The sequence below is a fragment of the Streptomyces sp. NPDC032822 genome, assembly GCF_055578825.1.
Genome location: NZ_JBVIOL010000001.1, coordinates 817,971 through 839,753, shown reverse-complemented (window position 1 = coordinate 839,753; position 21,783 = coordinate 817,971). Strand labels below are relative to the sequence as shown.

At 71.2% G+C, this 21,783-nt stretch carries 21 protein-coding genes and 3 tRNA genes; 15 read left to right on the top strand and 9 right to left on the bottom strand.

Annotated features, from left to right (window positions below):
• The first annotated feature begins 79 nt into the window (after positions 1-79).
• The 6 genes from ACZ5VD_RS03920 (at position 80) to ACZ5VD_RS03895 (ending at position 9,598) form a co-directional block, all read left to right on the top strand.
• Positions 80-1,606, top strand: a complete 1,527-nt coding sequence (locus ACZ5VD_RS03920) for an acyl-CoA synthetase (RefSeq protein ID WP_468680543.1) — start codon at positions 80-82, stop codon at positions 1,604-1,606.
• Positions 1,599-2,945 (top strand): carboxyl transferase domain-containing protein, encoded by a 1,347-nt coding sequence (locus tag ACZ5VD_RS03915; RefSeq protein WP_468680541.1) that lies wholly within the window; start codon positions 1,599-1,601, stop codon positions 2,943-2,945. The genes ACZ5VD_RS03920 and ACZ5VD_RS03915 overlap by 8 nt, the downstream gene beginning before the upstream one ends.
• A gap of 146 nt (positions 2,946-3,091) precedes the next feature.
• Positions 3,092-4,129, top strand: coding sequence for a rod shape-determining protein (locus ACZ5VD_RS03910; RefSeq protein WP_266439931.1), 1,038 nt, complete (start codon positions 3,092-3,094; stop codon positions 4,127-4,129).
• Between the two features lie 35 nt (positions 4,130-4,164).
• Positions 4,165-5,580: a GAF domain-containing sensor histidine kinase gene (locus ACZ5VD_RS03905; RefSeq protein WP_468680539.1), complete on the top strand. Its 1,416-nt coding sequence runs from the start codon at positions 4,165-4,167 to the stop codon at positions 5,578-5,580.
• 233 nt (positions 5,581-5,813) lie between these two features.
• Positions 5,814-8,441, top strand: coding sequence for an ATP-binding protein (locus ACZ5VD_RS03900; RefSeq protein WP_468680537.1), 2,628 nt, complete (start codon positions 5,814-5,816; stop codon positions 8,439-8,441).
• Positions 8,441-9,598 carry a hypothetical protein gene (locus ACZ5VD_RS03895; protein WP_468680536.1) on the top strand — a complete coding sequence of 386 codons (1,158 nt, stop codon included), beginning with the start codon at positions 8,441-8,443 and terminating at the stop codon, positions 9,596-9,598. Before ACZ5VD_RS03900 ends, ACZ5VD_RS03895 begins: the two co-directional genes overlap by 1 nt.
• A gap of 11 nt (positions 9,599-9,609) precedes the next feature.
• Here ACZ5VD_RS03895 and ACZ5VD_RS03890 read toward each other — a convergent pair whose 3' ends face one another.
• On the bottom strand, positions 9,610-10,551 hold the full coding sequence (locus ACZ5VD_RS03890; protein WP_468550826.1) for an anti-sigma factor RsbA family regulatory protein: 942 nt from the start codon (positions 10,549-10,551) through the stop codon (positions 9,610-9,612).
• Complete coding sequence (locus tag ACZ5VD_RS03885) at positions 10,548-10,859, bottom strand: STAS domain-containing protein (protein WP_468550827.1); 312 nt, start codon at positions 10,857-10,859, stop codon at positions 10,548-10,550. The genes ACZ5VD_RS03890 and ACZ5VD_RS03885 overlap by 4 nt, the downstream gene beginning before the upstream one ends.
• Positions 10,860-11,088: 229 nt before the next feature.
• On the opposite strand from ACZ5VD_RS03885, the gene ACZ5VD_RS03880 reads away from it, so the two are divergent.
• The 6 genes from ACZ5VD_RS03880 (at position 11,089) to ACZ5VD_RS03855 (ending at position 15,266) form a co-directional block, all read left to right on the top strand.
• On the top strand, positions 11,089-11,790 hold the full coding sequence (locus tag ACZ5VD_RS03880) for an ANTAR domain-containing protein (protein WP_468680534.1): 702 nt from the start codon (positions 11,089-11,091) through the stop codon (positions 11,788-11,790).
• A 174-nt stretch (positions 11,791-11,964) separates the two neighbouring features.
• Positions 11,965-12,837, top strand: a complete 873-nt coding sequence (locus tag ACZ5VD_RS03875) for an LLM class flavin-dependent oxidoreductase (protein ID WP_468680532.1) — start codon at positions 11,965-11,967, stop codon at positions 12,835-12,837.
• 13 nt (positions 12,838-12,850) lie between these two features.
• Positions 12,851-13,234: a substrate-binding domain-containing protein gene (locus ACZ5VD_RS03870; RefSeq protein WP_468680529.1), complete on the top strand. Its 384-nt coding sequence runs from the start codon at positions 12,851-12,853 to the stop codon at positions 13,232-13,234.
• An 84-nt stretch (positions 13,235-13,318) separates the two neighbouring features.
• On the top strand, positions 13,319-14,284 hold the full coding sequence (locus tag ACZ5VD_RS03865) for a YihY/virulence factor BrkB family protein (protein WP_468550830.1): 966 nt from the start codon (positions 13,319-13,321) through the stop codon (positions 14,282-14,284).
• 203 nt (positions 14,285-14,487) lie between these two features.
• Positions 14,488-15,108, top strand: coding sequence for a DUF5994 family protein (locus ACZ5VD_RS03860; RefSeq protein WP_468680527.1), 621 nt, complete (start codon positions 14,488-14,490; stop codon positions 15,106-15,108).
• Positions 15,109-15,113: 5 nt separating this feature from the next.
• Positions 15,114-15,266, top strand: a complete 153-nt coding sequence (locus ACZ5VD_RS03855; RefSeq protein WP_468550832.1) for a hypothetical protein — start codon at positions 15,114-15,116, stop codon at positions 15,264-15,266.
• A gap of 132 nt (positions 15,267-15,398) precedes the next feature.
• Here ACZ5VD_RS03855 and ACZ5VD_RS03850 read toward each other — a convergent pair whose 3' ends face one another.
• The 3 genes from ACZ5VD_RS03850 to ACZ5VD_RS03840 form a co-directional block, all read right to left on the bottom strand.
• Complete coding sequence (locus tag ACZ5VD_RS03850) at positions 15,399-15,770, bottom strand: ANTAR domain-containing protein (protein WP_468680525.1); 372 nt, start codon at positions 15,768-15,770, stop codon at positions 15,399-15,401.
• A 49-nt stretch (positions 15,771-15,819) separates the two neighbouring features.
• Positions 15,820-16,176, bottom strand: coding sequence for a PRC-barrel domain-containing protein (locus ACZ5VD_RS03845; protein WP_468550834.1), 357 nt, complete (start codon positions 16,174-16,176; stop codon positions 15,820-15,822).
• A gap of 323 nt (positions 16,177-16,499) precedes the next feature.
• Positions 16,500-17,309, bottom strand: a complete 810-nt coding sequence (locus ACZ5VD_RS03840; RefSeq protein WP_468680523.1) for a hypothetical protein — start codon at positions 17,307-17,309, stop codon at positions 16,500-16,502.
• A gap of 554 nt (positions 17,310-17,863) precedes the next feature.
• Here ACZ5VD_RS03840 and ACZ5VD_RS03835 point away from each other — a divergent pair.
• Positions 17,864-18,262: an STAS domain-containing protein gene (locus ACZ5VD_RS03835; protein WP_468680521.1), complete on the top strand. Its 399-nt coding sequence runs from the start codon at positions 17,864-17,866 to the stop codon at positions 18,260-18,262.
• Positions 18,263-18,547: 285 nt separating this feature from the next.
• Here the strand turns inward: ACZ5VD_RS03835 and ACZ5VD_RS03830 are convergent, their stop codons facing one another.
• The 4 genes from ACZ5VD_RS03830 to ACZ5VD_RS03815 form a co-directional block, all read right to left on the bottom strand.
• Positions 18,548-18,880: a PIN domain-containing protein gene (locus ACZ5VD_RS03830; protein WP_468680519.1), complete on the bottom strand. Its 333-nt coding sequence runs from the start codon at positions 18,878-18,880 to the stop codon at positions 18,548-18,550.
• A gap of 344 nt (positions 18,881-19,224) precedes the next feature.
• A tRNA-Ile gene (locus ACZ5VD_RS03825) sits at positions 19,225-19,298 on the bottom strand.
• A gap of 229 nt (positions 19,299-19,527) precedes the next feature.
• Positions 19,528-19,600, bottom strand: a tRNA-Asn gene (locus ACZ5VD_RS03820).
• A gap of 6 nt (positions 19,601-19,606) precedes the next feature.
• Positions 19,607-19,679: transfer RNA gene (locus ACZ5VD_RS03815), tRNA-Asn, on the bottom strand.
• A gap of 161 nt (positions 19,680-19,840) precedes the next feature.
• Between ACZ5VD_RS03815 and ACZ5VD_RS03810 the strand changes: the two genes are divergently transcribed.
• Entirely contained in the window at positions 19,841-20,146 is a 306-nt protein-coding gene (locus ACZ5VD_RS03810; RefSeq protein WP_468550839.1) for a YtxH domain-containing protein, read from the top strand.
• 87 nt (positions 20,147-20,233) lie between these two features.
• Positions 20,234-21,685: a xylulokinase gene (locus tag ACZ5VD_RS03805; RefSeq protein ID WP_468550840.1), complete on the top strand. Its 1,452-nt coding sequence runs from the start codon at positions 20,234-20,236 to the stop codon at positions 21,683-21,685.
• Positions 21,686-21,783: the final 98 nt, after the last annotated feature.

Sequence of the window (21,783 nt, the reverse complement as noted above, 5' to 3'; positions counted from 1 at the left end):
CAAAGCACCCGGCACAGAGCACACGACGGCCAGCGCACGGCAGACAGCGACAGTCGGTGACAGTTAAGGAGTACGACGCGTGACCTCTCTCTTCCCGGCCCTGACCGACGGCCCGGCGGACCGGCCCGCCCTGCGGTTCGGCGACCGGTCCCTGACCTACGGCGACCTGGGCGCCGCCTCCGCCGCCCTCGCGGCGCGGATCGGCGGAGCGGGCCGGGTGGCCGTCTGGGCGACCCCGGCGCTGGAGACCGCCGTCGCGGTGGTCGCGGCGCTGGAGGCCGGGGTCGCCGCCGTACCGCTGAATCCGAAGTCCGGGGAGAAGGAGCTCGCGCACATCCTGACGGACAGCGCGCCGACCCTGGTACTGGCCGCCCCGGGAGACGAACTCCCCTCCTCGCTGGCGGACTTGGAGCGGGTCGACATCGACATCGACGTCGACGCACAGGCCGCCTCTCCCGCCGTGACCTCTCCCTCCGCCGCCTCCCCCTCGCAGGCATCTTCCCCGGATCCCTCCGAGGAGGACCCCGCCCTCGTCGTCTACACCTCGGGCACCACCGGCCCGCCCAAGGGTGCCGTCCTCCCCCGCCGGGCGATCACCAGCACCCTGGACGCGCTCGCGGACGCCTGGCAGTGGACCGGCGAGGACGTGCTGGTGCACGGGCTGCCGCTGTTCCATGTGCACGGCCTGGTCCTGGGCGTCCTCGGCCCGCTGCGGCGGGGCGGATCGGTCCGCCATCTGGGCCGGTTCGACACGGACGGGGTGGCGCGTGAGCTGAACGCCGGCGCGACCATGCTGTTCGGCGTCCCGACGATGTACCACCGCATCGCCCAGGCCCTGCCCGACGAACCGGAGTTGGCGAAGGCGCTGGGCCGGGCCCGGCTCCTCGTCTCCGGCTCCGCCGCCCTGCCGGTGCACGACCACGAGCGCATCACGGCCGCCACCGGCCGCCGGGTGATCGAGCGGTACGGCATGACGGAGACGCTCATGCTGTGCTCGTCCCGGTGGGCACCCCCGGACCCCCGGCCGAGTGTGCGGACGGACGGCGAGCCGCGCGCGGGCACCGTCGGCGTTCCGCTGCCGGGGGTCGGACTGCGGCTCGTGGAGGAGGACGGGGCGCCGATCACGGCGTACGACGGCGAGACCGTGGGCGAGATCCAGGTGCGCGGCCCGAACCTGTTCACCGAGTACCTCAACCGGCCGGACGCCACGGCCGACGCCTTCACCGCCGACGGCTGGTTCCGCACCGGGGACATGGCCGTGCGCGACCCCGACGGCTATGTCCGGATCGTCGGCCGCAAGGCCACCGACCTGATCAAGAGCGGGGGTTACAAGATCGGAGCGGGCGAGATCGAGAACGCGCTCCTGGAGTATCCGGGGGTACGGGAGGCCGCGGTCACCGGCGAGCCGGACCCGGACCTGGGTGAGCGGATCGTGGCGTGGATCGTGCCCTCGGATCCCCAGTCGCCGCCGACGGCACAGGAGTTGGCCGACCATGTGGCGAGCCGGCTCGCCCCGCACAAGCGACCGCGTGTCGTCCACTACCTCGGGGGCCTGCCCCGCAACGACATGGGGAAGATCATGAAGCGGGCGCTGGCCCGTGACTGACCGCGCGAACGCCCGGGAGACCCTCGCCGCCGTCACCGACGACTTCACCGAACTCCCTTATGTGGAAAGGGAGTCCGCACCCGATGGCCCGCTCGGCTGGCAGGGTTACGACGCCTCGCGGGCCCGCGCCGCCGAGCGCACCGGGGAGCGGGAGTCCGTCGTCTGCGGCACCGGGCGGGTGGGGGGGACGCGGGCGGTGCTGATCGCCTTCGAGTTCGGCTTCCTGGGCGGCTCACTGGGCGAGCGGACCGGGGACCGGCTGGAGGCGGCGTACACGTATGCGCGTGAACACCGGCTGCCGGTGGTGCCGTTGATCGCGACCGGGGGCAGCCGGATGCAGGAGGGCATGCTCGCCCTCACCCAACTGCAGCGCGTGGCAAGGCAGTCGGCGCTCATCAGGGAGGCGGGGCTGCCGCAGATCGCGGTCCTGCGGGATCCGACGACGGGCGGCGGCTGGGCCACGCTGGGCGCGGGCGCCGACGTCGTCCTCGCGCTGCCCGGCGCGCAGGTCGGCTTCGCGGGTTCCCGGGTCCGGCCGGCGGACGCGGACCCGGCGGCGTACACGGCCGAGGCGCAGGTGGCGGCGGGCGCGGCCGACGCGGTCGTGGCGCCGCAGGAGCTGCGGCGGACGCTGGGCCGGTGGCTGCGTCTGCTCACGGCGCCCTCGGCCGAGCCCGCGCCGGTGCCGCCGCCCCTCGGCGCGACGGACCTCCCGGTTACCGGCTGGGCGGCGGTCCGGCGCGCCCGGGGCCCACGACGCCCGCGTGCGGACAGCTACTTGGACGCGTACTTCACCCACCGGGTCGCGATCAACGGCGACCGCTGCGGCGGCACCGACCCTGAGGGCATGCTGTGCGGCTTCGGTCTCGACGCACGGGAGGGCCGTACGGTCGCGTACGCCGCCCAGACCGGTACGGCGACCCGCCCCGCCGGTTACCGCACCGCCGCCCGGCTGATCCGCCTCGCCGACCGGCTCGGTATTCCGGTGCTCACCCTGGTGGACACCCCCGGCGCGGCCAACGACGCTCAGGCCGAACGGGAGGGCGTGGGCGCGGCCGTCGCGGACGCGTTCGGCGCGGTGGCCGCCGCCCGTACGCCGATCACCACCCTCCTGATCGGCGAGGGCGGCTCGGGCGGCGCCCTCGCCCTCGCGGCCCCCGGCCGTACCTGGGCCGCGCCGGACAGCTACTTCTCGGTCATCGCCCCCGAACTCGCGGCGGCGATCCTGAAGCGACCGCCGGGGGAGGTCGAGGCGACGGCGGATCAGCTCCGCATCCGGCCGCAGGACTTGGCCGACCTGGGCGTCGTACGAACGGACGACCCAACCTTTACATTTTGATTACATCAGACATAACAGACAAAAAACCCGTTCAGCCGCACCCCACCCGGCCCACCACAAGACGCGCCCCCTCCCCCGCCCCCGCACGATGCCTAGTGAGGCCACCACCCGGCGGCCCACGGTCTGTGCTCTCGGGAGGACCTGCCATGACCGCCAGTCTGGAGCAGCTGCGCCGCTGCCACTTCGCCGTCGACCTGGGGGCGGCGCGGACGCGGGTGTACGTGAAGGGGGCCGGGCTGGTCGTCGACCAGCCGTCCGCCGCCGCCGTGAACACCCGCACCGGCGCGCTGATCGCGGTCGGCGAGTTCGCGGAGAAGATGACGGGCCGCACCCCCGACTACATCCGCGTCGTCAGGCCGGTCTCCGGCGGCACCGTCGTCGACATCGAGATGGCCCAGCGCATGCTGCGCCATCTGCTCGGCGACAAGGTCCGCCGCGCGCTGCGCCGCAAGCCCCGGCTGCGCGCCGCCGCCTGCACCCCGCACGACGCCGACCCGCTGGCCCAGCGGGCGGCGATCGAGACGCTCGTCGGGCTCGGGGCGCGCCGCGTGGAGCTGGTCGACACCCTCATCGCCGCGGCCGTGGGCTGCGGGCTTCCCGTCGAGCGGCCCGAAGCCACCATGATCATGGTGTGCGGGGCCGCCGCCACCCAGGTCGCCGTGCTCTCCCTCGGCTCGATCGTCACCGCGGAGCGCATCCCGGTCGGCGGCGAGGCCGTGGACCACGCGATCGTGCAGCACCTACGCCACGAACACGAGCTGATGCTGCCCAGCCAGTCCGTACGGCCCCTGCAGCTCGCCCTGTCCGGCAACGGCCTCACCCCGCAGGGCCCGGCCTCCACCGAGATCCACGGACGGGACGTCGCCACCGGCCTCGCCCGCAGTGTCCAGGTCGACACCGCCGCCGTACGGGACGCGATCGAGACCCCTCTGACCGCCGTACTGGACGGCATCGGCCGGGTGCTGCGCAACTGCCCGCCCGACCTGGTGGCCGACCTCGCCGACCGCGGGATCATGATGGTCGGCGGCAGCGCCCTGCTGCCCGGCTTCGACCAGATGCTGCGGCACGCGACGGGCATGCCGGTGCACATCGCGGAACGGCCGGACGTGTGTGCCGCCCAGGGCCTCGGCTACATGCTGGAGGGCAAGATCGAGCCGCTGGTCCTGGACCCGCTGGCCACCTGACGTCCCGGCGCGAGCGCCCCGTACGAGCGTCCGGCATGAGTGATCCCCTCCCCCACCTCCCGCCCCTCCTCGAAGCCGTCCTCGGCGTCGGCACCGACCTCGAACTGCGCGCCACCCTCCAGCACATCGTGGACAGCGCCGCCGAGCTGACCGACGCCCGCCACGCGGCGCTCGGCACCACGGACCCCGGCCAGGACGGGCTCACCGAGATCCGTACGACGGGAGCCGTGCCCTGCTCGGCCGGCTCCCTCAGCGTGCCGATCCCCGTGGACGGCGAGGTCTTCGGCACCCTCCACCTGGCCGACAAGCGGCACGGCACCCCCTTCACCACCGAGGACGAGCACCTGCTGCACATGCTCGCCGCCCAGGCCGGCATCGCGATCGGCAACGCCCGGCTGTACGAGGCGGCCCGGCAGCGCGAGCGCTGGATCGAGGGCGCGGCGGCCGTGACCACCGCCCTGCTCACCGGAGAGAGCGCCGCCGACGCGCTGCTGACGGTCGCCGAACGGGCCCGCCTCCTCGCCGACGCGTCGGCGGGCGTCATCCTCCAGCCCACCGAGGCCGGCGGCATGGAGATCGTGACCGCGTCGACGTACGGCGATCCGGGCGACATCGTCGGCACGACCATCGCGCCCGGCAGCCCGGTCCTCGAACAACTCCTCGGCGGGGAACCGGTGTTCATCGACGACTCGGCGACCGACCCCCGGATGACGACCCCCGTGCGGCACCGGTTCGGCCCGAGCATGATGCTGCCCCTCCAGGCCGACGGCCGCCTCATCGGCACCCTCGCCCTCCCCCGCCACCGCGGCGACCGCCCCTACACCGCCGACGAACGGCTCCTGGCCACCCAGTTCGCCTCCCAGGCCGCCCTCGCCCTGGTCCTCGCGGACACCCGCCACCGCCGCGAACGCCTCGCGGTCTACGAGGACCGCGACCGCATCGCCCGCGACCTGCACGACCTCGTGGTCCAACGCCTCTTCGCCACCGGCATGATGCTGGAGTCCACCCAGCGCCGCTGCCCGGAGCCCGACGTCCACGAGACCCTCGGCCGAGCGGTCGACGCACTCCAGTCGACGATCCAGGAGGTCCGTACGACGATCTTCGACCTCCAGCAACCCCCCGCCGACGCCCCGACCACCTTCCGCGGCAAGGTCCTCCGGGAGACCGCGGCCGCCACCGCCCTCCTCGGTGTCAAACCCTCCACCCACTTCCTGGGCCCCGTCGACAACCGCATCCCCGACGACGTCGCCACCCACCTCCTCACCACCCTCCGCCGCGCCCTCACCACCGCCTCCCACCGCCCCGCCGTCACCCGCGTCGACATCACCGTCGACAGCACGACGACACTGCCGGACGGACGGGACGGGGTGGAACTGACGGTGTTCGACGACGGAGAGGGAACCGGGGACAACTCCTCCGGCACCACGGTGACTTGGCGGTCGCCCTGCTGAGCGGACCCAAGAGGTCGGCGGGACCAGGCGATTGAGGGGGAAGGCTCACGCCGTGCGGAGACCGCGATGACCGCCGGCCGTTCGTGATGATCAGTCAGGGACGGTGATCCTCCAGGGATTTGGCGCCACCGACCGTGCGGGACCCGTTCTCGACGCTACCCTCCTTATACGCACATAGTGTGACCGGCATCACTATCGCTCGTGCCGGCCCGGGGGAAGCGGGGAGGTCGACCATGCCTGAGATGTCCTTCGATTTCGAAGGTCTCATCCAGATGATCGCGAACCACCTCTACAGCGAGAAGAAGGTGTTCATCCGCGAACTCATCCAGAACGCCCACGACGGCATCCGCAGGCGGGCCGACCAGGACGGAGTGGTCGGCCGGATCGACGTGGAGACCCGGCCCCAGGACCTGACGATCACGGTCCGGGACACCGGGATCGGCATGGACCGCGACGACCTGATCGGCTATCTGGCGAACATCGGCAGAAGCCTGACGCGGGAGGAGCGCGAGCACGACGACACGCTCATAGGCCAGTTCGGCATCGGCTTCCTGTCCGCCTTCGTGGTGGCCTCCACCGTGCGGGTGACGACCCGCACGGTGGGCGAGAAGACGGGCTGGCTCTGGGAGAACGCGGGCAGCGCGGAGTACCGCCTGACGGAGTACGAGGTCCCCTCGGCGGGCACCACGGTGACGGTCACCCTGGCCGGCGCCGAGGACCGCGGGATGATCCAGGAGGCGGAGGTCCGCAAGCTGATCCGCCACTACGCGGACATGCTCACCGTCCCGATCCATCTCAACGGCTCGAACGAGCCCGAGAACACCATGCACATGCCGTGGGAGCGGGCCGGCCTCACCCCGGAGGAGCTCAGCTACGACCTGCGCTACTACGTGGAGCGCGTCCTCAACGATCAGGTGCTCGAAGTCATCCCCGTCCAACTCCGTGGCCCGGTACAGGCGGACGGGGTCCTGTACATCACCCGCGACCGCTACCACACGGTCGACCAGCCGCGCACGATCCGGCTGTTCCAGCGGCGCATGTTCCTCTGCGAGAACCAGCAGGACATCCTGCCGCAGTGGGCCCGCTTCATCAACGGAGTGATCAACACCCCGGATCTCACGCCGACCGCGGCCCGGGACAACTTCCTGCGCGACGACGGGTGGGCGGCCCTGCGCGACGCCCTCGGCAATCTGGTCATCGAGCACCTGGAACGCCTCCGCGACAATCAGCGGGACCGGTTCGCGGACATCGCCCGCTACCACCGGATGAACTTCGCCGCGGCCAGCTACTACTACGACGAGTTCTTCGCCAAGTTCGCCGACCTGCTGCTGTGGCGGACCAACAGGCTCCCCGACGAGCCCGGCAACGACGCCGTCATCGACCCCTTGGGCGAGATCGGCCCCGGCATCGCGCTGCGCACCCTGCCGGAGATCCTGGAGCGCCTCCCCGACCCGCCGGGCGGACCCAAGACGTTGCAGTGCGTCAGCGGAATGGACGCCTCCCGCCAGTACTTCAAGATCGCCAACGCGGCCGGGACCACGGTGGTCGACGCCAGTTTCGTCTTCGAGCCCGAACTCCTCGACGCCTACACGAGGTTGCCCGGCGTCTCCCTCCGACTGGTCCACATGGACCGCGAGGACGCCCCGTCCGGCGACGCCATCTTCCGGCAGACCGCCGGGGAGGACGGTACGGCCGTCCAGAAGCTCGCGGAGCGGATGAGCGCGGTCCTGCGCACCCCCGACAACCAGAGCATCCGCACCGAAGCCCGCGAGTTCGAGCCGCCGGAGATCGCGGTGGTGCTCCGGGCGGACTCCCGGGCCAAGGCCCAGATCAAGGCGGAGGAGGTACTCCTCGACCCGAACGCGTCGGCCAACATCCGGGAGATGGCGGAAGCGGTCGCCCGGATGACACGCGGCACCGGCCAGTGGCTCACCATCAACGCCCTCAACCCCCTCGTCCAGCGGCTCGCCTCGCACCAGGACGGCTCCCACCGCGAGGTCCAGCGGCTCATGCTGGCGCTGTACCACAGCGCGGTGCTCGCCAACGGCCAGCTGATCACCGCCCACGCGGCGAGCACGTTCCACGACCAGTTGCAGCAGTTGATGGTGCGCAGCCTCGAAGCCCTGGAACTGGAGACCCGGTGCAAGGTGCTGGACGAGCGGCTGCAGGCCGCCCAGGGCCGTCATCGCGCCGTCGCGGACAGCCGGACCGGCCTCCGCACCTTCTTCATGATCACACCGTTCACCGACCGCTACGAACCTCTGGTCGAAGCCTGTCGCGAGGCCGTGGAACAGCGGTGGGGGTGCCGGCTGGTCGTCGCCCGCGACCAGCAGGAGGACCACCGTCTCCTCGACAACCTCCAGATCCTCATGGACGGCGCGGACGGTTTCATCGCCGAGATCACCGACGCCAACCCCAACGTGATGTTCGAACTGGGCGCCGCCTTCAGCGACCGCCGCGACCGCCCGGTCGTCCTCCTGCGCGAGGACGCCCCCGCGAACGGGACGGCCCTGCCCGCCGACCTCCAAGGGCTGCTCTACATCTCGTACGAGCCCGGCAACCCGGCACTCGGGGAGTACCTGCACTCCAAGATGCGCATGTCCAAGGTCATCCAGGAACTCCTCCAGGGCAGAGACCACGCGATCTACATCCCGCCGGAGCGCCTGGCGCAGCTGATCGCCCCGGTCGTCCTGTCGCGAACGGTCCTCGCAGAGTTGTCCGGCCGGTACTCGACCGCGCAGGACTGGTTGACCGCTGAGGTCGAGGTGGTGGGGAGGCTGCTGGGACAGAAGTTCCAGAGCCTGGCTCCGTACATCGTCGAGAAGGTCCAGGAGGAGGTCCGGCGGGTGGCTTCGGCGTGATGGAGAAGGACTACGACGGCCTGATCCGGCGGGCGAAAGAGGCCGCGGACATGGGCGAGGCGTGGACCGCGGCGCTGCTCTTCGAGCAGGCTCGCGACCTGGCTGTGGAGCGCGAGTGGGGCTGGAAGGCCTTCAGGGCGTTACGGGGTGCTGCGAGCAGTTGGTCACACACCTCGGAACCCGATCGGGGTCTCCATCTGCTGCTTGAGGCTGTGCATCAACCCAGGTTCGTAGGCGATGAAAAGGAGCGCTACTGGTTACAGAACCTGTTCGTCGACTGGGCCCTGGCACGTGAAACAGAGGTCGCCGATATCGATGAGCTTGTCGAACACCTCGCGACCCTCGCCGTGAGTGCCTGGGGTGAGGAGGGGAGCAACACCACGTACACAAGGGCCACTCTCCTCTCCCTCAGGGGGAACTGGGCGACTGCGCTCGAAACCCTGGAACGGGCCTGGGCCCACCGAGAGGGAACCGGCCCTCAAATCTGGTCCCGGAACATGGCGTTCAGCGCACTTCGGGCGTGTCTGATGCTCGACCACCGGAACGAGGCACAGCGCTGGATGGCTCAGGTCGCCCCCTTGGAGGACTGCTTCTACAAGAGCTTGTTCATGGCGGCGTGCCAGGCCGACCTGGCTTTCTTCGACAACAACGTCCCAGCCGCACGGTCCGCGTCGAGGCAGATCGACGCACTGGCCGCTCCACAACGGCCGGAAAGCCGCGTCTTCGCGACGGCCTACGCGATCTACGCGCTGCTTCTCGACCCGGACGAGGACGATCCGGCACACCCCGGTCACCTGGTCCGATTACGGCTGGCCCACGAAACGTTCATGCCGGACTCAACGCCCTGGATGCGGTACGGCTGGTACCGCTGCCTCGCCAATCTGGAGCTGGCAGGTGTCCGCCACGCGGCTGGCATGCGTCCCGTGGACGACAGGTACTACCGCAGACCCCAGTCCCTCCCCCGCCCCGAGGACGCCCGCCTCCCCGCCGAGATCGTTCCGCGCCTGGCCGCCTTTGAACAAGCCTGCGACACAGCCCTACGGCACGCACGCGAGGCGGACCTCCGCTTCGACTGCTCCTGGCGTCAGGAAGAGATCGCCGAACTCAGGCAGCGCGGACGGGACATAGGCGCGGTCTTCCTCCATCAGCGCTCATAGCGCTCAGGCGCTCACCGAGCGAACCAGCACCGCACGGTCGTCCCCTCCACCCCCGTGTGCACCCGCACCAGATCCGCCACGATGTTGACCATCAGCAGTCCCCGGCCGCCTCGTTGGTCGCGGGTCGCGGGGTAGCGGCCCGCGAGGGGGTCGGTGAGGTGGCCCTTGTCGTGGACCTCGCAGAGCACGTGGGTGTCGTCGGCCCAGATCCGCAGGGTGCCCGAACCGCCGCCGTGGATCACGCTGTTGGTGGTGAGTTCGGCGGTGACGAGGGCGAGGTCCTGGAGGCGGACGCCGGTGAGGCCGAGGCGGGCGGCCAGGCCGGTGGCGATGTGCCGGGTCTGGGAGAGCGAGTCCGCGTCGAAGGTGAAGGACGGCACGTCGGTGAGCGGCGGCAGCGGTTCGTTGTAGCGGGCGACGATGGTGTCGGGGGCGTACTCCCCGCTGTCCCGTTCCGGACCGGAGCCTGCGTGGATCACGGTGGGGTGGGTGGCGTACGCGTCGGCGATGACCTGCGGGGCCAGGCTCCGGACGTCGTAGGGACAGAGGATGCTGACCGCGCGGCCCCGGAAGGCCGCGTTGATCAGCGCCTCGTGCTGGACGCAGGCGGGGTACTCGGTCTCCGACCGGCCCGCCCAGATCGGCTCGCCGATGATGCGTACCCGACGGCCGGGCGGCTGGGTGTCCGTGAAGGCGCGCAGCACGCCGGGGATGATCCGGCCGGGGTTACGCCCGGCCTCCCGCATGTCGAGGAGCCGTACGGCGTCGGCGTCGGCTCCGAGGCCGTCCCGGATGAGCCCGAGGTTCTCGCCGGGCACGGCGACCGCCACCGGGTCACCGGCGGCGAGCCCGGCGCGCACGAAGGACACCGTGCCCGCCACGTACTCCTGCTCGTCACCGTAGAAGAGGGCGGGGTGGACGAACGGTTCGGAGAGTTCGGCCGTGGCACTCATGACATCGACACCTCGATCGCCGGAAGGTCGGGCCAGAACATCTCCAGCACGCGTCGCAGGGCGCGCGGCGGCTGGTTCAGCACGATCCGCCTTCCTTCGTCCAGTTGTTGGGCGACGGCGGCGAGTTCACCGGCACCGGCGACATCGACGAAGGTCACGGAGGACAGCTCCAGGTGGTAGACGTCCTCGTCGTCCCGCACGGCCTGTTCCAGCGCCCGTCTCCACACGTCGTGCGTCGCCAGGACGACCTCCCCCGACACGCGCAGCCCACTGCGTGTGCCGAGCGGGGACACCGTCAGTTCCGGCACCGCGTCGGCGGTCCCAAAAGGTGTCAGGTACCGGATGCCCACACCGTCCCCCCATTCCACGAACGAGACCGCACATACCCCGCACCGTTTCCGACAGTCGTGAAGACGGTGTGTAGTACGTCGTACGGCGGGCAGGTGCTCAGTCAGCGCCGCCGCGCCCCACGGTACCGGCCCGGCGGACGGGGGCACGCAACGTCATGAAGACTGTCGGGGACTACAAGGCGGGGACATGACCTCAGCGGCACACTCACCCCTCGCGGGGCGGCTGAAAGCCCTGGTGATCGAGAGGCGTACGGAGGCGGACCGAGCGGTGCTCACCCCGCGCGGGGAGCTCGTTCACGGATCGGCGGACGTCCTGGCCAGGACGCTGGCGGAACTGCCGGACGGTACCGGCCGGGTGGAACTGGACATGACCGGCGTGATCTTCATGGACACCGCCGGGCTGCAGTTCCTGGAGACCCTCGACGACTACGGCCACCGGCACGGCATACCGGTCGTGACCCTGAACTGGGACGGCCAGCCGCGCCGGCTCCTGGAACTGGCCGGCCGGCACACCACCGACCCCCCGAGTGCCGGGGACGACACCTCCGCCCCCGGACCCCACCCCCCGGCCGCCTCCTCCGCCGTCGCCCGGGAACGCGCCGAGCAACTGCGGCAACTCCAGGAGGAGGTCGACCAGCTCCGCCGGGCGATCGTCTCCCGACCCGTGATCGACCAGGCACGCGGCATCCTGATGGCCACCCACGCCTGCACCTCCGACGAGGCCTGGACCATCCTCCGAGAGGTCTCCCAGCTCTCCAACACCAAGCTCCACTCGGTCGCCGCGGCGGTCACCGCCAGCGCGAGCACCGACGGCCCGGCCCCGCCGGCGGAGGTGCGTACCGCGCTGCGCACGGCGGTGGGGCGACGGGGGCGGGAGCAGGAGCGGTAACGAGCCGCCCCTGGGCCCACGTCCACCCCGAGGCCATGCCCACCCCGAGGCTCGTGCCCAACCTCAGACCTACGCCCATGCCCGCGCCCACGCCCCCTAACGAACCGTCCGCCGCCCCGCCCCGCTCCACCCCGGCATTGATCCGCTCCTCGGACGGAGCATAGGTTCCGACGCATGACGAACCTTCGGATCGGTGTGATGTACGACCGCGACTGGGCCCCGGAGGGGTTGCCCGGGTTCGCACGGCAGGCCGAGGCGCTCGGCGCGGACGATTTGTGGGTGGTCGAGGACCTCGGCTGGAACGGCGGGGTGTCGGCGGCGGCCGTGGCCCTGGGCGCGACGGAACACCTCCGGGTGGGTATCGGCATCGCGCCCGCCCCGTTGCGCAGCCCGGCGCTGCTCGCGATGGAACTGGCCACGCTGGCCCGGGTGTTCCCCGAACGGCTCGTGGCCGGGATCGGGCATGGCGTACGCGAGTGGATGGCCTCGGTAGGCGTCGCCCCGCGCTCGCCGCTGGCCCTGCTGGAGGAGACGATCACCGCCGTACGCGCGCTGCTGCGCGGGGAGCGCATCGACCTGGAGGGCCGGGAGGTACGGCTGGACGGCATCCAGCTCGTGCATCCGCCCGCCGAACCGCCGCCGCTGGTCGCGGGGGTGGTCCGCCCGCGCTCACTGGAGCTCTCCGGCCGGGTCGCGGACGGCACGCTGGTCGCCGAGGGCCACGGACCGCGCGACCTGGAGAACATCCAGACGCTGACCGCCAAGGGCGGAGCCAACGCCGACCACACCCTGACGGTGCTGGCGTTCTGCTGTGTCGGCGAGGACTCCGACGAGGTGGCACGGCTCCTGCACCCGAACACCGAGGGCCAGGCCGGGTGGCTCGGCCGCCCCCAGGAGGAGGTGTTCACCGTCTCCGGCACACCCGCCGAGGCCGCCGGACAGCTCGACGAACTGGCGGCTGCCGGAGCGGACACGGTCGTCCTGCGCATCGCCGGCCCCGAGCCGCTCCGCCAACTGGAAGCCGTACTCAAGGCCGCCGGCCGCTGACCATCCGGCGCCGGTGCCCTTCCACCGGCGGGGACACCGATCCGCGAGGAGCGGGCCGCCCACTCGGCGAGCGCGCTCCCGCGGCGGTCTGGGCCAGGACGCCCGGACCGGCTGCGAAGAGGGCCGGCAACTCGCCCGCGCCCCGGACGTCACGGCGCTCCTGTGCGGGAACGACGACCTGGCCCTCGGCGTACCGCGCGCCCCGCGCCGTGCCGGGCGCGCGGTGCCGGGAGAGGCCGGCGTCGTAGGCTTCGACGACGCTCCGCGCGCGGAGTTCGTCACCCCCTCCCGCATGGACCTCCAGGGCCCCGACCGCGACACCTTCGAACTCCTGCGCGGCCATCTGGAGAACGACCACCGACCACCGGCACCGGCACCGGCACCGGCACCGGCCTGATCATCCGCGAAAGCTCGGGGCCCGCCGCCCATGACACCGGCGGCGCCCGCACCGTACGCAGCACGACAGGAAGAGACGCTCTCGATGGGAACCGCAGCGCATGTCCCGCAGACACGGGACATGATCGGGGAGGAGCTCTCCGGAGACGAGGCGCTCACCGCGCTGAGGCACTACGGAGGCCGCCGACTCCTCCTCGACGCGTTCGTCCGGTTCCGCTACGCCGACGGCTTCACCAGTTCCCGCTCCCTCGCGTTCCAAGTGGTGCTGGGCATGGTGCCGTTCACCATCGCCCTGGTCGGCGTGGCCACCACGGTGCACACGGAGAGCGTGAGCCGGATCATCGAACTCACCCTCGGCGACATCGTGCCGGGCGCCAGCGCGCGGCTGGTCGAGGACGCCCTGGAGGGCACCGAACGCAGCGCCGGTTCGGGCGTCTGGAGCGCCGTCGCCATGTGGCTGGGCCTGGCCTTCGCCGTACTCAACCTCGCCTCGGCGATGGCCCAGGTCGAGCGGGGCGCCAACCGTATCTACGGGATAGAGCGCGACCGGCCCTTCCTCGCCAAGTACGGGCGGTCCCTGCTTCTCGCGGTGGCCGCGGGCATGCCGATGGTCCTCGGGTTCCTGGTGCTGGCCGCGGGGGACGCCGTCGGGAACGCGGTGGTGCAGGCCCTCGGTTGGCCCCGCTCCGGGCTCGACTGGTGGGGGCCGCTCCAGGTGCCGCTGGGCGTGGTGCTCGCCTGGGTCGGCTCCGCGGTGATCTTCCGCTGGGCGCCCCGCAGGGACCAACCGGGCTACACCTGGCTGGCGTTCGGCTCGGCGGTCCACCTGGTGCTGTGGATCACCGCGACCTGGCTGCTGGCGCTCTACGTCGCCGAGAGCGGGTCCTTCGGTGCCCTGTACGGACCGCTGACGGCCTTCATCGCCCTGTTGCTGTGGGCCAACCTGACCGGAGTTTCCCTGTTCCTCGGCATCGCGTTCGCCGCCCAGCTCGAAGCGGCCCGGGCCGGAATCACGGAGGCCGTGAAACCGGATCCGGGGCCGGGTCCGTGACGTCGGGCTGTCGGGCTGTCGAGCCGGATGCGTACGACCGTGTGGGGGGGCGTCGATACCGGCCTGGACCCGGTCCGTCCCCCTGCCGGAGGAGTACCCTGGGGTTACCGAGAGTATTTCGCGCACCGGCCTCCATGCTCGTGTCGTTTTCGGCGATCGACTACGCCGGGCCGGTGCCAACCGTCCGGAGCAGGGTTCGCATCATGACTGCGACCGTTTCGTACGCGCCGACTCTCGAAGACCAGCCCTCCCCTCCCCCGCTGCGGATGTCGCTGGCCCCCAGCGGTTCCGCACCCGCTCTGCTGGACGGCGCCTGGTGGCCCCGCTCCCGCGACCTCGGGGCGGAACTTCCCGCGCTGACAGCCGTACTCGATCCGTTGTGGGGGCGGATCACCAGGGTCACGGTGAATCCCGTGCAATGGCCGACCGTCCCGCGCAGGGTGGCCGTCGGACGGCATGTCGTGAAGGTGGGCTCGTTCATGGCCCAGCAGGACCCGCACCAGATGTTGCTCCTCTCCTACCGCGTGGGCCGCTGGGACCTGCTGGTGATCCCTCCGGGGACCACTCCCCTCTCGGCCGCCTGGCTGATGGCCGCCGCGAGCGACCCCCTGCGCACGTCCACCGCGAGCCAGTTGATGGCGGAGGCGGCGCGGCTGCGCACGGTGGCGGAGACCGACCGGGCCCTGGAGGCGGTCTGGGACTCCGAGGGAGGCCACGCGGTCGGCGGCCCACCCTCACGTGGGCGGATCCCCGCCGTCACCGCTCCGGTGCTCGGCGTCCCGTCGGCCTCAGCCGCTCCTCCGAATCCGGCCCAGCGGATGTGAGAGCCGTGGAGACCTTCGTGACCGTGTTCGCGCTCATGGCGATGATCGCTCCGGGCACGTTCCCGGTCCACCTGGTCAACCACCGGCACGACGAGCGCATCGCCGCGTTCCCCGACAGCGGTCGCACCGGAACCGGCGGGAAGTGGGTCACCTCGTGATCCCCGCCGACCAGACCGGCGTACCGCTCCCCGCTCTTCCTCCCCGCCAGACGGGACGGTACGAGCCCAACACCCGCCCCGCGCACCCGCACCCGCAGCCCCCTCTGGGAACTCCTCGACGGGCACTCCCCGTCACCCCCGGTCCGCCGCACGAAGAAGCCGCAGCGCTCGGCGCAGCTCCCGCCGCACCTCCTCCGGAAGCGCCTCGTCCTTCGCTGTGGTGGCCGAGGTGGCGATCGTCGTGCCGGCCGTCGTGGCGACCAGGGCCGCGGCCACGTCCCGGAGCTTGACGTGGCAGTGCTGCGACACGTCCACCAGCAGATCCCGGGCCCTCGCGCCGGAACACGGCGCCAGGGCCATCACCATGCCGCGCGCCTGGTCGATCACCGCACGGCTCGCCAGTGCCCGCCCCAACTTCTCCTTCTCGGCGCGCAGTTCGGAGATCTCGGCCAGCAGGGCCGCCTCGTCGGTCGAGACGACGGTCGGCAGCCCGGCCCTCACCACACAGTCCCCATCACAGTCGTCACCACACGGTGGGTTGCTCCATCGACGTTCAGCGGCGCGCCAGTTGCCGCTCACCGGCCGCACCGGGCTGGTAGGGCAGGCCGTAGTGCTTGAAGATCGCCTCCTCCTGTTCGGCGGGCAGCACGTCGTCGGTGCCGATCGAAGGAGCCTGCTTCACCAGCGCCTTGACGTAACCGACCCTGACGTATCCCGGTCCGACGATCGCGTCCTCAAGGGGAACGAACACCAGCCGGTGCCGGGTGGGCAGACCGATCCGCACCGTCGCCATGGCCGGCTCATCGGTGACGGTGTCCACATAGACCGCCTCAAGGACACCGATCTTGTGCGACTCCGTGTCCACGACATCCCGGTCGCGCCACTCACGGACATCGGCAGCGTGAATCATGAGCTTCTCCTTCGATATACGCGATCCCAACGGGTCCTCGCGGCGTCAGCGCGCCCGGGGCCACCGCGGCCGTGGTGCGTTCCGCCGAAGACCACCACGGCCGCGGCCATCCACCAGACGGGGCTGAGGAAGCCGGAGGCGAACAGGACCATGACGAGGATCAACAGCAGAACGAACACGGCGGGCCTCCCCGGGAGCGGGAATCAGCTCAGCAGCGATACCGGGGACTGGGGCCTCACTCCACAGCGTAGTCCTGCCCAGAGGTTCCGGACAGCGGACCGCCTCGCCACCTGTCGTCTTCCCGGGGCGCACCCTTCCCCGCCTCATCCCTGCTCGTCAGCGGTGGCATCCGCACTGCTCACAGCATCCCGGCTGGACGGCGCGGACGGCGCCGGAGCCTCGGAGGCGGAGCTGGAGCCGGGAGGGGAACTGGGACCGGCGCCGGTGTCCGGTGCCACACTCCTGTCCGGCGAGGCGGAGCCCTCCGGCTGCGATGTCGCGCCGCCGGACACGGTCGGGGTGGGCGTCCGGGGGTCGGCGGGACCAGAGGTACCGGCCGAGCCACCGCCCACCGAGGTTCCCCTGCCCGGCTCGTTCTTGACCACGGCCGCGACCGGCTTGCCCATGATCAACTCGACCGCGGTCACCGTGACCATGGCCAGGGCGAACACCAGGCCCGTCGCCAGGGCGTACTTCTTCCAGCCGATGGACCTCCGGACGGAGCCACCCCGATAGGTGGTGACCGACTCTCCCGTGGAGGGCGCGAAGGGCGGTGTCGCGTCGGCGACGGAAGAGTCCACCGGCGGACCGAACGCCGCCCGGGCGTCCGCGCGGTGTTCCGCCCGCTCCTCCCCCGGCGTCCTCGGCACCCCCACCTGCGCCACCCCCACCTGCGGCACCCGGCCCCGGATCCCCTCGCCGGTCCGCCGGAAAGCGTGCGAGAAGACCGCCGCGCCGGTGGTCGCGCTGGCGCTGACCACGGCGGCGCCGATGATCGTCCCGGTCACCCCCAGCAGGGACGCCAACACCGCGCCCACCACGGTCGCGAGCGCGCTCGCCACCACCTGCACCACGGTCAGGTCTAACACCTTGCGCTTCGGCGCCCGTTCCGCTTCGTCTCTGCGACTCGCCATCCATGTCCCTTGATCGTTCCGGAGCCCGAGAGCCATCGTCGTGAGGGCCGGACTTGTCCCGCTCACAGCAGGGTCGACGCGAGGTCTGAAGGAGTTCCGGGGAGCATCGCCCGGCCCCGCGGCAGCGGCGGATGCCTGCGAGGCTCCTTCGGCGGTGCCGACGGCACAACGGGACGACTGCCCATCTGACCGCGTTTCATCTGCGATCGGCGACGGCAGCCGGTGGCCGCCCACCCGCACCGGGGCGGCAGAGCGTCGACGCCGCCCGATCAACGCGTGTAAACATCCTGGTACCCCGGTTGCGGACCACCGCTGGACCGGCCTCAGGGCTATGCTGCGTAGGGACGTCCCAGACCCCGGCGGGCCACCATCGCTTGGCGCTCCTGCTTGCGGAGAGCGGATCATTCGTCCCGTCGCCCTGCGCATCCCCGAGGGGACCGGCTGGGTCCTACGCCCCGGATTCCCGGCTGCCGGACCGGCCCTCCACCTGCCCGCACGTCAGTAGGACCGTACCGGGAGCCCGGCGCGGTCTCGTGAACCGAGGCACCCTGACCATGCGTACCGCACCCATCCTGAGCGTCTCCCGGCACGACACGGACAACCGGGCGCTGGTCACCCTGACCGGTGAGATCGACCTGGACTCGGCGCCCCTGGTGCGCGCGTCGCTGGAGCGGTGCCTGCACGACGGCATCCGCGCCATCGACGTCGATGTCACCGATGTGACCTTCTGCGACTGCAGCGGCCTGAACACTTTCCTCCACGCCTTGTTGCACAGCACCGAGGCCGGAGGATACCTACGGCTGCACCACCCGAGCCCGGCGCTGGAACGCCTCGTCGACCTCACAGGCTCCGGTTCCCTCTTCCTCGCCCTCCCGAGCCTGCCGCCCCCACAACCCTCGCCCCCACACCGGCCCCCTCCGCCCGTACCCGCACTCCCGGGCGGCACGCTGTGAGGGCCCCGTCCGACCATGTCACGGCGCTCGGCCTCCTCCAGACACCGCACTGCTCACCGCGCTGAAGGGCTGCGGGCATCCCCGACGGCTCCTCGGTGATCCCGGACGAGATCGAGACCCTGCACCCCGGCTCGCGGAGGCCACCCTGGCCGCACGGCTCACGGATCTGGACGGTGCGACGGCTGCACTCAGAGGACGGACCAGATTCACGGTCCTGGGACAGTGACGTCAGCGACGATGACTGAGGGGCCAACAGGATGACGGAGGCGAACCGGCTCCAGGAGATCAGGTGCGCACGTCACGCTGGTGAAGGTCCTTGAGCACTCCGGCCACCGTCACGAAGTCGTTGTCCACGTGGAGGACGGTGCGCCCGTGATGGACCGCGGTCGCGCAGACCAACAGGCCGATCGGTCCCGCCGCACGATGCCGGCCTTGCTGGGTCAGTTCGTACTGGGCGGTGTCGACCCAACGCCAGGCATCCTTCGGAACGGGCGAGAACACACAGAGCGCGTCCAACTCCTCCGCCAGCTCGTCCCGATGGGAAGAGCTGGTTGCCGAGTGGAGAAATTCGGCGCGCTTCCCCTCGCACCGTGGAGACGGCGACAGCTGGGGAGGCACGAGGCAGCGGGCTTCCCTCGCTTCGGCTCAGCCGCCCGGTCCCACGCCGTGCAGGAGTGTGCCGACGGCGCGTGCGGCCTGTGCGTCCGGGTCCCGCACGGCTGGATCCCGGTCTGCGCCGGGCCTGTCGAAGGTTTCACCTGGGAGGACGCGCTCAAGGCAGTCACCCGGACCGCGAGCGATACCGCGATCGTCTACTCGGCAGCAGGTCAGAGGGGCTGAAGCTCTCCCCGAGCACTGCCCAGCTGCACGCCCAAGAGCAGCGAATTCAGCCCGTTCGGGCACAGTTGACGCCCCGACACCCGAAAAGATGAACGTTTCCGCAGGCCGGAAGCCTGCACAGGTGGGGCGGGTGGGACTCGAACCCACGGCCGGCGGATTATGAGTCCGCTGCTCTAACCGGCTGAGCTACCGCCCCATAGCGGCGTGTCGCGTACACGTGTGCGCGCCGTCTGCCGCAGCATAGCCGCTCATACGATCTCCTGCTTCGTATGGTCGACTTCGCATGCCCTTGAGGACTCCGCTGTGACCTGCGCGGTTCCCTCCGGATGCCCTCCGATGTCCTTGGATGTCCCCGTCGGCCGCCGGATGCGCTCGGATGGCCCCTGACATGAAAAAGGACCCCGGTGGGGTCCTCGTTCAGTGCGCTCTCCCGACTGGACTCGAACCAGTAACCTGCCGGTTAACAGCCGGCTGCTCTGCCAATTGAGCTACGGAAGATCGAAGCTCCCCCGACTGGACTCGAACCAGTAACCTGCCGGTTAACAGCCGGCTGCTCTGCCAATTGAGCTACAGGGGAACGCCTCGTTTGCATCGAACGCATCTACCTGGGTATTCGCCAGGGGGCGTGTGCTCGCTGCGACACATACATTAGCGCAAGCAGGGGGGTGCTCCGCCAATCGGTTCCCCCCATGGCACCGATGCCACGCCGGAGACCTACACGAGGGAAGGGTGGCCGTCATGCGCTACCGGCTCACGTTCGTCGTCGGACTCGCTCTGGGCTACGTGCTGGGCACGAAGGCCGGACGCGAGCGCTACGAGCAGTTGAAGAAGTCCGCGCGGCAGGTCGCGCAGAACCCCGCCGTCCGCAACACCGCGGAGTCGGCCGCGCAGCAGGGCCGCCAGTTCGCCGGCAAGGCCTTCCACGCGGTGAGCGAGAAGGTGGGCGACCGGGTGCCCGACTCGGTGGCCGACCGGGTGCGGTCGCTGCGGGAACGCAACGCGAACGGCACCACCGAGGACGACTGGGGTACCAGCAATACCTAGGGGACTTCGTCACACCGGGGGCCCTTATCCGGGCAGGGGCCCCCGAGCCGACACAGTCACCCCCCGCGGTACGGCAGAATTTTGGCCATGGGGATAGTCGCCGGGTTGGACAGTTCGCCCGAATTCACTCGTATCGTCGTCTGCGACACGGACACGGGTGCCGTGCTGCGGCAGGGCTATGCGCCGCACCCGATGGAGAACGCCGACAGCGGGCGGCCTTCCGATGTCGATCCACAGGCCTGGCTGCTGTCCCTCGGTGAAGCCGCCGGCGGCGGGCTGCTCGAAGGGGTGCAGGCCATCGGCGTGTCCGCGCAGCAGAACGCGGTGGTGCCGCTGGACTCCCAGGGCAACACGGTGCGGCCGGCGATGGTCGGCGGGGACAAGCGGGCGCAGGTCGCGGCGGCCGACCTGATCGACGCGCTCGGCGGGCGCGAGGCGTGGGCGCAGGCGGTGGGCTGTGTGCCGCAGGCGGCGCAGCCGGTGACCAAGCTGCGCTGGCTCGCCAAGACCGAGCCCGAGGCGGCGCAGCGCACGGCCGTCCTGTTGCAGGCCCACGACTGGCTGGTGTGGCAGCTCCTGGGGCGGCCGGTGCGGCGGACCACCGATCGCGGTGGGGCGTCCGGCACCGGGTACTGGTCCGCCGCCACCGGCGGTTACCGCCCCGACCTGGTCGAGTTGGCGCTCGGCCACCAGGTCATGCTGCCCGAGGTGATCGGGCCCTCCGACGCGGCCGGTACGACTCCGGAGGGGCTGCTGATCTCCGCGGGGACCGGCGAGACGATGGCCGCGGCCTTCGGGCTGGGGCTCGGCCTGGGCGACGCGGTCGTCTCGCTGGGAGCGTCCGGGTCGGTGATGGCGGTGCACCCCGAGGCGCTGGTCGACCAGAGCGGGATGATCACCTCCCTGGCCGACGCGACCGGCATGCACCTGCCGGTCGTGACCACGCTGAACGCCGTACGGACCCTGCGCGGCGCCGCCGAGATGCTCGGGCTCTCCGATCTGGAGAGTCTGTCCGACCTGGCGATGAAGTCGACGCCCGGGGCGCACGGGCTGGTGTTCCTCCCCTATCTGGAGGGTGAGCGCACCCCGAACCTGCCGCACACCGCCGGAACGCTGGCGGGGCTCAGACGGGAGTCGATGCGGCCGGAGCATCTGGCGCGGGCCGCGTTCGAGGGCATGCTGTGCGGGCTCGCGGACGCGCTGGACGTGATGCGCGGCCGGGGTGTGGAGGTGCGGCGGGTCTTCCTGCTCGGTGCGGCGGCCGAGCTGTCGGCCGTGCAGGCGGCGGCGCCCGCGCTGTTCGGTGCGCAGGTCGTCGTACCGCAGCCGGCGGACTACGCGGCGATCGGTTCGGCCCGGCAGGCCGCCTGGGCGCTCGGTGTGTCGCAGGGCGCCCTCGACCCGCGCACCCCGCCGGCCTGGCAGGGCGCGACCGCGCAGGTGCTGGATCCGGGCGAGGAGCTGGCGGTGGGCCAGGCGGTGCGTCAGCAGTTCGTGTCGGTGCGGGAGCAGACCCACCCGGGGGCGTTCCGGGTGTAGCGGGCGGTACCGCGGACGGAGCGGAAGGTAAGAGTCCGGTAGGAGGCGTACCCGTAAGGCCGTACGAAGCACTGCTGACGGCTTAATCGGTTGAGGTA